Source organism: Pseudomonas sp. Pseusp16 (genome assembly GCF_047324915.1).
Taxonomy (GTDB): domain Bacteria; phylum Pseudomonadota; class Gammaproteobacteria; order Pseudomonadales; family Pseudomonadaceae; genus Aquipseudomonas; species Aquipseudomonas fluorescens_CD.
On record NZ_CP168522.1, the window covers coordinates 4,997,870 to 5,008,841 of the forward strand.

8 protein-coding genes and 2 rRNA genes are annotated in these 10,972 nt (G+C 58.9%); 6 read left to right on the forward strand and 4 right to left on the reverse strand.

Annotated elements, in window-relative coordinates:
• Positions 1-90: 90 nt before the first annotated feature.
• Complete coding sequence (locus tag ACEN8Q_RS22550; RefSeq protein WP_057399111.1) at positions 91-429, forward strand: hypothetical protein; 339 nt, start codon at positions 91-93, stop codon at positions 427-429.
• Positions 430-474: 45 nt separating this feature from the next.
• On the opposite strand, the gene lapD is transcribed toward ACEN8Q_RS22550, so the two are convergent.
• Both lapD and lapG read right to left on the reverse strand, forming a co-directional pair.
• Positions 475-2,421, reverse strand: coding sequence for a cyclic di-GMP receptor LapD (gene lapD / locus ACEN8Q_RS22555; RefSeq protein ID WP_413428319.1), 1,947 nt, complete (start codon positions 2,419-2,421; stop codon positions 475-477).
• Between the two features lie 14 nt (positions 2,422-2,435).
• Complete coding sequence (gene lapG, locus ACEN8Q_RS22560; RefSeq protein WP_413428318.1) at positions 2,436-3,128, reverse strand: cysteine protease LapG; 693 nt, start codon at positions 3,126-3,128, stop codon at positions 2,436-2,438.
• A 197-nt stretch (positions 3,129-3,325) separates the two neighbouring features.
• Here lapG and ACEN8Q_RS22565 point away from each other — a divergent pair, with 197 nt between their 5' ends.
• From ACEN8Q_RS22565 to ACEN8Q_RS22585, 5 genes are all read left to right on the forward strand, one after another.
• Entirely contained in the window at positions 3,326-4,036 is a 711-nt protein-coding gene (locus ACEN8Q_RS22565) for a GntR family transcriptional regulator (RefSeq protein WP_413428317.1), read from the forward strand.
• A gap of 732 nt (positions 4,037-4,768) precedes the next feature.
• Positions 4,769-5,545 carry a DUF3050 domain-containing protein gene (locus ACEN8Q_RS22570; protein ID WP_413428316.1) on the forward strand — a complete coding sequence of 259 codons (777 nt, stop codon included), beginning with the start codon at positions 4,769-4,771 and terminating at the stop codon, positions 5,543-5,545.
• Positions 5,542-6,471, forward strand: coding sequence for a diiron oxygenase (locus tag ACEN8Q_RS22575; protein ID WP_413428315.1), 930 nt, complete (start codon positions 5,542-5,544; stop codon positions 6,469-6,471). Before ACEN8Q_RS22570 ends, ACEN8Q_RS22575 begins: the two co-directional genes overlap by 4 nt.
• A 13-nt stretch (positions 6,472-6,484) precedes the next feature.
• Positions 6,485-9,895 carry a non-ribosomal peptide synthetase gene (locus ACEN8Q_RS22580; RefSeq protein WP_413703774.1) on the forward strand — a complete coding sequence of 1,137 codons (3,411 nt, stop codon included), beginning with the start codon at positions 6,485-6,487 and terminating at the stop codon, positions 9,893-9,895.
• A 23-nt stretch (positions 9,896-9,918) separates the two neighbouring features.
• A complete protein-coding gene (locus ACEN8Q_RS22585) occupies positions 9,919-10,386 on the forward strand; it encodes an SRPBCC family protein (RefSeq protein ID WP_413428313.1) in 468 nt (155 codons plus the stop codon).
• A 105-nt stretch (positions 10,387-10,491) separates the two neighbouring features.
• On the opposite strand, the gene rrf (ACEN8Q_RS22590) is transcribed toward ACEN8Q_RS22585, so the two are convergent.
• A 5S ribosomal RNA gene (rrf, locus tag ACEN8Q_RS22590) occupies positions 10,492-10,607 on the reverse strand.
• A gap of 110 nt (positions 10,608-10,717) precedes the next feature.
• Positions 10,718-10,833, reverse strand: a 5S ribosomal RNA gene (gene rrf, locus ACEN8Q_RS22595).
• Between the last annotated feature and the right edge of the window lie 139 nt (positions 10,834-10,972).

The window sequence follows — 10,972 nt, forward strand, 5'->3', positions numbered from 1 at the left end:
GTGACGATTCCGTCGCTGCGCCACATACTGGCATGCGGTTGACCTATGCTGCTGACAGCACGACGCTGGTTCAATTCTGAGGGATGCTCAATGTTTTACGTGCAACGCGATGCGCAGGGCCTGTTGGTACGCGTGGAACCCGCCGCCTATGCCGAGGCCACGGAAACGCTGCCGGCCGACAATCATGAAATCCAGACCTGGTTTGCCAACGCTGCGGTGGAGAACAGCCTCAAACAGCTCAAGCAAAGTGACCTGGAAATGATCCGGGTACTCGATGACTTGATTCAGGTGCTGACCCAGAAAGGCGTGATCCGCGTCACCGACCTGCCGGCGGCGGCCCAGGCTAAACTCATGGATCGAAACCAGGCCCGTGAAGCCTTGGGTGGCTTGAGCCAATTGATCGATGATGAAGAGACCGGACTGATCTGACGCGCCCCTCCGATCATTCCCGCGCGCTACGTGGGAGCGATCAAATCAGCCCCAGGGCTTGGGCTCGCCGAACAACTGGCCCTGAACGCCGTATATCCCCATCTCGCGAATCACCGACAACTCGCCTTCAGTCTCGACCCGCTCGGCAATCAGCGGCAAATCAATGCTGTGTGCCGCGCGCTGGATCGCCTCGATGAACAGGCGTTTGTCACTCTCCAGATCGATCGAACGAATGTAGCTGCCATCGATCTTCAGGTACGCCAGCCCCAGCCGTGCCAGGTTGCCGATCATGCTGAAGCGTCCGCCAAAACGTTGCAGGCTCAGTGAGAAGCCGAGTTCGCGCAGGCGCCGGGTCAACTGCTCCAGTACCGCCTGGTCAGGCAGTTGCTCTTCGCCAATCTCCAGGGTCAGGCGCGGGCCGAAATTGGAATGCGCACGCAGTATCTCGAAGATTTTGTTTTGCGCCTGCGGGTCGCCCAGGGTAGCCGATGACAGATTCAGCGCCAGCGACTCCTCATGCTCGCTCATTTGCTCCAACACCCGTTCGAGCATCAGCCGATCCAGGCGCGCCGTCCAGCCGAAGCGCTCCAGCCAAGGCAGAAAACGCCCGGCGGGGATGGTCTGGCCCTGTTCGTCGAGCAGTCGCGACAACACTTTGTAATGCAGTACCAGTTGCGTGTCCTGGGCAGCCACTACCGGCTGGAAATACAGTTCGAAGCGCCGCTGTGTCAGCGCCTGGTCAAGCATTCGATGCCAGGCGTGGTGATCGTCGCCGACACTGGCCGAGAGGCTGTGTTCGATACAGGCCCAGTTCTGCTCGCCCTGGCCTTCGGCCTGCGCCAGCGCCTGATCACCGAGGCTGAGCACGGTTTGCGGCGAGTCGCCGTGAGCAAAAGGTGCCAGGCCGATAGACGCCACGGCAGCCACATCAGTGGCGCCGGTAGCGTGCAGACTGGCCAAGGCACTGTCGAGGTTTTGTGCCAGTTGCAGCGCTTCTTCGCGCACCAGCCCCGGCGCCAGCACGGCAAATTCGCCACCGCGGATACGAGTGACCAGGTTCTGGGTTTCCGGATATTTGGCGCACTCGCGAGACAGTTGCTCGCCGACGGCTTTGAGCACGTCATCGGTGCGCTGGCCACCGAGACGCTGATTGAGGCCGGCAAGATCCTTGACCCGCAATAGCAGCAGATAACCAGAACTGGCCTGCTCCGGGTTGCTCACCCGCGCATTCAGCTGCATCTCGAAATAACGCCTGTTGGCCAACCCGGTCAACGAGTCCTGATAGGACTCGACCCGCAGTTTTTCACTACGCTCCGCCTGCTCCTGAAACAGCGCCTTGAGCTTCTCGACCATCTGGTTCATGGCCTGTACGACCCGGCGAAGTTCGGGAGTGCGCGGCAGTTCCGGCAGGCTGAGGAATTCCCGCCGGGCGATGGCGTGGGATTGCTTGACCATGTAATCCAGCGGTCTCAATTGCTGACGCAGCAACAGCGCGCCGAGTACCGCACTGACCGCGCCGCATAGCAGCAACCAGCTCAGGCTGCCCAAAGCGCTTTGCCACAACTTGGCCAGTGCGAACATCGGGTGGCTGACCACCTCGACCCGGGCAGCCTGCTCCCAGCCACGGCTGACGATCGCGTCACCACCGGCGGGCTCCAGGCCGATCAGTTTGACGAACCAGTCCGGAACGTTGTTGACCGCCGGAATGCCCGTGCGCTCAACCAGGGCCTGGTCGGTCTTCAGATCGACCACGCGGATGCTCGCGTAGTAACCGCTGTCGAAAATCGAGCTGACCAGCAACTCGACCATCGCCGGGTCGTCGATATTCGGTGTCAGGGAAAGCGCCAGCGCCGTCGCCGCGTCCTGAGCATGGGAGCGCAACTGGTTGACATACTGAGTGCGCGAGCTCTCCAGGCTGACCATGAAACTGCCGGTGAAGGCGACCACCAGGAACAGACAGATAGCAATCAACAGCTGTTTGAACAAAGACATCTGAGCACCTGCTCCTAATTAGTCGTCTCGACCGGGAATCCTTCGGCCTGCATTTTCTTCAACACATCCTGCCAGCGCGAAAGACGCTTGGTATCGCCGACCTTTTTGTTGCCCTTGGTACCCGGTAGCCACAACCCTTCTGCATTGAAAGAGTAGACCGGCAGCAAATCCTTTCGCTGGCTGGCGGGCTTGATTGCATCAATCAGGCTATCGAGCACCAGAGGCTCGGCTTCCGGACTCGAGTAGTAGGTCAGCACCATGTGCGCGCGGTTCTGGGTCAGTGCCTTGACGTAGGTAATGCGCAGCTTTTCACTGGCTACACCGAGGTGACGCAGGCTGAAGTACTTGGCAATAGCGTAGTCTTCACAGTCGCCGGCGCCTTTCCAGAGGGCTTCGATCGGGGTTTCCCAGTAGTCGACTTCATGCCACAGATCGATGTCTTCGACATATCGCAGCTGTTTGTTGAAGAAGCGATTGACCACATTGAGTTGTTCCAACTCGCCGATCTGCTTCTGACTGGCCAACAAGTATTGCCAATCATTAATGCGCTGCTGACCTTCTCCCAAAGGTCCGTACAATGCCTGCGCCCGCCGGCTGATCAGGGAAAAATCCCAATCGGCACTCAAACTGCCCAACATCACGCCAGCCAGCAGCAATGCGCCGCACAGCCAGCGTAAAATCCGGGGGATCGTTAAACTTGCCGCCAATGCGAGGCATCCTGGGTAGGCAGGAGGGAGTCGTTCGAATGGTGAAGGTTAGACCGGAAAAAGACAATGGCACGGTGAGATCATTGGCGGCGCGCTAAACTGCAAGAAAGGCACTCGTTCGCTTGTTTGACAAGCCGTCAGGCAGTTACTAGTGTCATTTGGATCCAAAAAATATTCCGTCATTCAGGGTGCGTTTAGTGACACAAAAGCCCAACCCTCTAAGCAGTATCAAGGTCAACGGGCCCATTCCCGCGCATCTGGCACGGTCGGTGATCGAAGAAACCCTGCGCGCGGCCATACTCGACGGGCGCATTCCTTGCGGCGCGGCCCTGCGCCAGCAAGACCTCGCCGACCTGTTCGGCGTCAGCCGCATGCCCGTACGCGAAGCCTTGCGCCAGCTCGAAGCACAATCGTTGCTCAATGTGGTTGCCCACAAGGGCGCCGTGGTCGCGCCGCTGATCCAGGGCGACGCCGTGGAAACCTACGCGCTGCGCATCCTGCTGGAGTCCGAAGCCTTGCGTCTCTCGGTGCCACTGCTCCAGGACGAAGATCTCGAACAGGCTGCCCGTTACATCGATGAACTCGAAATGGAAAGCGACTACACCGAAATCGGCCGGCTCAATCGCCTGTTCCACATGGTGCTTTACAGCCGGGCACCCAATCGCCGGCTGTTGAGACTGGTCGAAGACGGCCTGATCGAGGAAGAGCGGTTCTTGCGTTTCAACCTGGAAGCCATGGGCCTGGGCAAACTGTCCCAGGACGACCACCAGGCATTGTTACGGGCCGCCGAAGACCGGGACGTCGAACGCTCCGTGAAGCTGCTCGAACACCACCTGAACCGAGCGGTCGAGGTCATTACGCGCTACCTCAACAGCCCTGAAGTCCGGGCCAAGAACACGTCCAGGTAACTCGTAGCGGCAAGTCCAGGCGAGGCGCACCGAAGGTGCTTGCCTCGCCTGATGCACATTTCCCCGAATGTGCCCCACGAATAATTTGATTACAAATCCCCTGCGCCCAAACCACACCACCCTCGCGGCGCTATATCACGCTCCAACGCCTCGCCGCCTGCAAACCTGGCCATAGCAACGATTGCATGCTGTCTCGGTATTGGCGGCCGCCTCCATTTGCGCCCACTCTGGGTGCCAAGGACACAATAAAACCGGGGACGTTCCGTGCGAATGGCGTAGTCCCCATCCCCAGAAGCGAAGGAAGGAGCCTCATCACGGGAACGGAAGGATCGGCACCAATCACGACCCACTTCCACCCCCTCAGACATCCCCCAACGACGCCAACTAAAAAGTTACTTCGAGTGAGGCATTCACTCTTTATTCAATTCTGACTTATATAAGCCGGAAGGAGTAACTACGCCAAAATAAAACCAACATGGAAAGTTTTATTGGAACTTATCAACTTCGAAAAAGTTGAATATCAAAATAATACCAAAACAACTTGATTGACACTTTATATGTGTATTAGTTTTTCTTCGCTGCCAACCACAAGCGGCAGCAGCACCTCAGTTACACGGCATATCCAGCACTGAAAAAGATCAATTCGTTTGAGGTACCCGTTCGCCCTGAAAAACTTTAAGCGAACTTAAGTGCTTGATTACTTCTCACCCCGAATCACTTACAGGCCCATCCATGAAACCAACTAAAGAACGTCTTATTCAAATAAAAGCCGAACTTGGCGAACACCCGATTTTCTCTGAAATACATTCGCTGCCGGTCCTGAGACGCTTCATGGAAACCCACGTTTTTGCCGTATGGGACTTCATGTCACTGACCAAGCGCCTGCAACAGGAGCTGACTTGCGTGCGACTGCCCTGGCTGCCGCCGCAGGATCCCCAGGCCGCTCGGTTGATCAACGAGATCGTGCTGGGTGAGGAGTCGGATGATCGCCCGGCCCAGGGTCATTACAGCCACTTCGAGTTGTATCTGGATGCAATGCGCGAAGTCGGCGCCTGCACCGATGCCATCGAACGCTTCGTGGCCTTGCAACAGGAAGGCGTGAGTTACGACCTGGCCTTGAAATGCATCAATGTCGACCCGGCGGCTGCACATTTCGTTCGCCATACGCTGCACACCGCACTGCATGCACCGGGTCACTGTGTTGCGGCGGCGTTTCTGCACGGTCGCGAGAGCGTTATCCCGCAGATGTTCCAGCGCATCCTCGACGATTGGGGCATCGGCACCGAACAGGCGCCGACCTTCCGTTACTACCTCGAACGGCACATTGAAGTCGATTCCGAGGACCACGGCCCGGCAGCGGAAAAGCTCCTGTCGCGACTGGTCGATGGCGACCCGCAACGGCAGGAGGACGTGTATGCCAGCGCCATCGCTGCCGTGGAAAGTCGTATTGCCCTGTGGGACGGACTGCGCCTGAGCATCAACGAATCGGTCGTGGAGGTGAGCGCATGAACGCCGTCGACTACCAATCCTTCGCCGACGCCTGGGAAAGTCGCGCGACCATCCGCACACGCCCGCGACGCGTGCTGGAGAACGACGACAAACTGATCTACCCCTTGAGCCGTCAACCGCTGGTGCTGAGCGAAACCTTTCTGCGCGAATGTCCGCAGCTGCGCGACTTCGCCCTGGTGCAGACGCTCTACAAGTTCATCAACGATGTGGTGATTTTCGAAACCGAGATCGTCGACAAGACCGCCCGCAGCATCGCCAAGAATCGCTTCGCGGTCGAGTTCCCGTTCGCCTGCCGCTACGACGCCATGACTGTCGTGGTGGACGAGGATTACCACGCACTGGTGGCGATGGATTTCATGCAGCAGACCATCGCGTTGACCGGCATCACCCCCATTGAATTGCCGGATGAGATCGAACTGAGCCGAGCGATACCGGTGGCCGTGGCACTCGCACCGGAGCACCTGCGCAGCGCTGTAGAACTGATCTGCGTGGCCATCGCCGAAAACACAGTGACCGGCGATGTTGCCGCGTTCGCCAAGGACGACACGGTCAAGCAATCGATCAAGGGCCTGATGGCCGATCACTTGCTGGACGAGGGGCGCCATTCCGGTTTTTGGGCACGACTGGTACGCATTTACTGGCATACGGCTAGTGCAGACGACCGCCATTGCATCGCGCAGATCCTGCCGGTGTTCATTGGCCATTACCTGACCAACGACATCCAGAAATCCTTCGACTTCCGCTTGATCGACGCACTGCAGACCAACGACGCGGCGCGCCACGCACTCAAGAACGAAATGTCGGCACTGGCCTTCCCGATCAATCGCCATCACCCGCTGGTGGCCAACATTGTGCGGTTTTTCCACAGCAGTTCACTGCTCGAATCGCCGTGCGTACAAACCGCCCTCAGCGACTACCTGGTTTGACGAGGAGCCCACCATGAGACGTCTCGACATCTTGCTCAACGGACAAAGCCAGGCCATGACCAACCTGGCGCTGGAACTCGAACAACACGGTCATTCACTGACGTGGGTATCCGCACTCGACGAAATGCCTGGGCCTGTGGATCTGCTGATCGACGATGGCACGTCGCTTCAGTTCACTGCTCAGGCGCCACGGCTGACATTTCAATTGGGGCTCGGCATGCCACAGGCGTCAGGCCTGCCTTCGCTGGACCTGTTGTGCTGCCATGGCTCAACGCTGCTGAGTCGTGTACCCATTGCCGATGAGCCGTCGGGTAACGGCCAGGCGTTGCGTATGCAGGCCATGACAGCACTGGTTGAGCACGTGGCGCTGCTGGTCAGCCGCTACTCGCGGGATGCCGACTATTTCCGACACGCCGAACCCGCCGCACCTGCCCGCTACGAGCGCATCGAGAACCTGCGGTTCCTGGACAGCCTCGCGTTCGTGCATCGCCTCAATGCCACCGCCGACCCACGACTGCAGCAACTCGCGCAAACGCCAATGATCGAGCGGCTGGAACAACAGTGCATCCAGAGCGCCGACCGTCCGGCCTTGAGCATTGCCGGCACAACGCTCGACTATCGCCAGTTGTACGCCTACAGCCGCGCCATCCAGCAACGTTTGCGACCGCTGCTGGATCAGCATCAAGGTCCGGTAGTCGTCGGGATCTGCCTGCCCAAATGCAGCGCGCTGTATGCCGGAATCCTGGCGATCCTGGGCAGCGGCGCAGTGTACCTGCCGCTGGAACCGAGCCATCCACTGCAACGTCAGCAGTACATTCTGGCGAACGCCGGTGCGGTGTTGCTGCTGCATGATGGCGAGCATCCCCTGGCGAGGGAGATGCCGGGGCTGGACATCGGGAGTATCGACTACCGCGACGTGGATCTCACTCAACCCTTGATGCACCAACGCCCCGACCCCGATGCACCCTGCATGGCGCTCTACACCTCAGGCACCACCGGTCACCCGAAGGGCGTGTTGCTCAGCCAGGCCAACCTCACGCACTTCACCCATTGGTACGCCGACTATGTGCAGCTGACCAGCCATAGCCGGGTGCTGCAATTTTCTTCATTGAGTTTCGACTCATCGCTGATCGACATCTTCCCGACCCTGTTGCAAGGCGCCGAGCTGATCGTGCCCGACGAGGACCAACGCCGCGATCCACTGCAACTGGTGGAGCTGATTCGTCATCGGCAACTGAGCCACGCCTTTTTACCGCCTGCCTTGTTGAGCATCCTGCCGCTGGAGCAGTTGCAGTGCCTGGACCGTGTGATGACCGGCGGCGATGTGTGCGAGCCGTGGGTCATCGAACAACTGAGCCGTCAGGGCAAGCTCTACAACCTCTACGGGCCCACCGAAGCCACGGTACTGATTACCGCGCGGCGGCTTCAGGCAGGCGACAACAACCGCTCGCTGGGTGCGCCGATCGCCAATAGTCAGGTGTTTATTCTCGATGATGACTTTCAACCGGTGGCCGAGCAGACTGTCGGTGAGTTGTACATCGCTGGCCCGGGCGTGTGCCTGGGCTACCTGAACAACCCGCAGCAAACCGCTGAGCGTTATCTGGACCTGAACTTGCCTGATGGCCAGTCCCTGCGCGTCTATCGCACCGGGGACATGGCGAAGTGGACAGATGAAGGGATCGAGTTGTGCGGTCGGCGTGATAATCAGGTGAAGATTCGCGGCTTCCGGGTCGAGCCGGAAGAGATTGAGCGCTGCCTGCGCGACAGCCGGTTGTACCGCCAGGTTGCCGTGGTCGTTGATAGCCAGCGACGGATTCTGGCCTTCCTTGCCCAACCCCGGGAAGACCTCCCAGGCGCCGCTCGCCAGGCGTTGAAGGCCCACGCGGCACAGCACCTGCCGGACTACATGCACCCCGCTGCATGGACGGAACTGGCAAGCATGCCTTACGCCAGCAACGGAAAGGTCGACCGCAAGGCGTTGCTGGAGCTGCCGGTGAGCGTCACCGATAACCCTCCACGGCGCCTGCCCGTCAATGCCGATGAAACCCTGCTGCTGAACATCTGGGCCGAGTTGCTGGAGCTGCCGGCGAGCGACATTCCCACCGACGAAAGCTTCTTCAATCTGGGCGGGCACTCGATCCTGCTATCGCGCATGCTCCTGCGACTGCGTGAAGAGTTCGGGCGCAGCATCTCGATCAACCGCTTCATCGAACTGCCCACCATCACGAAACTGGCGACACTGGTACGCGGCTCCGGCAGCGAAGAAGTGCTGAGCGAACAGGCCCTGCGCGATGCCTTCCGCGAACTGGATATTCAGCCTCTGCCCATCAGTCGCATGGGCGATGTGCACAAGGTGATCGTCACAGGCGCCAACAGTTTTGTCGGTGTACACATCGTCGAGGCGTTGCTGGCCTGGGGGGCCAGCGAGGTCGCCTGCCTGGTGCGCGACGGCAATGGGCAATCGGCGGACGAGCGCTTTGCCCAGGCGCTGCGGGAGAACCATCTGGAGCACCTGGATATGAGCCGGGTACGGGTTCACGCGGCCGATATCACACGACCGGAACTCGGTTTGGCAGCAGAGGTTTATCAGCGCCTGGATCGAGAATTTGGCGCGCTGGTGCACAACGCCGCCAACGTCAATCACGTCCTCGATTACGAGTCGCTGGCGAGGGACAACGTCGAGCCGATTTTCGAATGTTTGCGCCTGTGCGAAGGACGCAGCAAAAAAATCTTCAATTTCGTCTCGACGCTCTCGGCCTCCAGCACGATATCCGCCGACGGCCGAGTGCTTGAGTTGCCGGCCGCACCGACACCCCCCATCTACATCAAGAACGGCTACAACCTGTCCAAATGGGTTGGCGAGCGCATCCTCGAACGGGCGCGAGAGCTTGGGGTCCGGGTCAATCTCTACCGCCCTGGCAACATCAGCTTCAACAGCCTCACGGGCGTGTGCCAGCCACACAAGAATCGCCTGATGCTGATGCTCAAGGGCTCGATCCAGCTGGGTCTGGTGCCGGAGTTCGCCTTGAACTTCGACTTGATGCCGGTGGACTTTCTCGCCCGATTCATCGCCTTCCACGCCAGTCGTTATCAGCCGGAACAGGCGGTGTTCAACCTGCACAACCCCGAGCCCCTGAGCTGGGACGACTACGTGGCGTCCTTCCGCGAGACTGGGCGCGAATTCGCGATGGTCAGCGTCGCCGACTGGCAGCAGCAGCTGAATCGGGTCGACAGCGACAACGCGTTGTTCGGCGTGCTGGGGTTCTACCTCAACGGCTTCGAGGAGGACATCGGCGACATCTCGATGATCGGTCACGACAACGCCCAGGCCGGCGTACGGCTTATGGGTGCGCACTACCCGCAAAAATCCCCGGCGCTGCTGCGTCGCGGCTGCGACTACCTCAAAGAAATCAACTTCATCTGACTCAACCCCAACGGAGCAAGACCATGAGTACTCTGCAACCCGATACCCTGATCAAAAACCCTCAAGGCTGCCACGTGGTGTCCTCGGTGGACGTGCCCGCCGCTGCTGCGCAGGTATGGGCCGTGGTCGGTAACTTTTCCGGCTTTGATCGCTTCATCCCGGCACTGTCGCACATCGAAATGACCGGTGAAGGCGTGTCATCGTTACGCAAAAAGTTTTTCAAGGACGGCAACCAGGTGGTCGAACAGCTTAACTCCCGGGACGACCAGGCGCGGCACATGACCTGGACCACTATCTACAACACTCTGGGTGTGGCCAATCTGTGGGCCGCGATGAGCGTTGAATCACTGGATGCGGACAAGTCCCGAGCCACCTGGACCATCATTGCCGAACCGGCACAGGGTGGCGCCGAGGCGCTGCCAGGCTTCAAGGATTTCGTGCAGGGCTTTGCCGATGATGCGATGAACAATGTGCTGAAACTGTTTGCGTAGAGCGTGAAAAAGCCCGTTGTGGAGAGGCTCCGCAACGGGCTTTTCAATACCCCTGAAACGACAAAACCCCTGTCTGCGTCAGCAGACAGGGGTTTTGGAATTCAATCTTGACGATGACCTACTCTCACATGGGGAAACCCCACACTACCATCGGCGATGCATCGTTTCACTTCTGAGTTCGGGATGGGATCAGGTGGTTCCAACGCTCTATGGTCGTCAAGAAATTCTGTTTGTCAGTCCGTCTGTAGTGACGTACCAACGAATTCTTGATGCTTCTACTATAAAGACAAAACCCCTACCTGCATACGCAGATAGGGGTTTCGGAATTTAATCTTGACGATGACCTACTCTCACATGGGGAAACCCCACACTACCATCGGCGATGCATCGTTTCACTGCTGAGTTCGGGATGGGATCAGGTGGTTCCAACGCTCTATGGTCGTCAAGAAATTCGGGTACTGAGTCGTGGCCGGCTGGCCTCGCTTCAGCAGATTGGGTATGTGATGGAAATCGGTGTTTTGTGAGCGTCGAACTTTCGGTTCTTTCGTCTTCACACACCGCAATCTGATGCTCTTTCGAGTAGTCA

What these genes read in the sequence shown, in the direction of transcription:
- ACEN8Q_RS22585 (WP_413428313.1), top strand. Translation starts at nt 9,919, where the DNA reads ATGAGTACTCTGCAACCCGATACCCTGATCAAAAACCCTCAAGGCTGC.
- ACEN8Q_RS22580 (WP_413703774.1), top strand. Translation starts at nt 6,485, where the DNA reads ATGAGACGTCTCGACATCTTGCTCAACGGACAAAGCCAGGCCATGACC.
- lapD (WP_413428319.1), bottom strand. Translation starts at nt 2,421, where the DNA reads ATGTCTTTGTTCAAACAGCTGTTGATTGCTATCTGTCTGTTCCTGGTG.
- ACEN8Q_RS22575 (WP_413428315.1), top strand. Translation starts at nt 5,542, where the DNA reads ATGAACGCCGTCGACTACCAATCCTTCGCCGACGCCTGGGAAAGTCGC.
- ACEN8Q_RS22570 (WP_413428316.1), top strand. Translation starts at nt 4,769, where the DNA reads ATGAAACCAACTAAAGAACGTCTTATTCAAATAAAAGCCGAACTTGGC.
- ACEN8Q_RS22550 (WP_057399111.1), top strand. Translation starts at nt 91, where the DNA reads ATGTTTTACGTGCAACGCGATGCGCAGGGCCTGTTGGTACGCGTGGAA.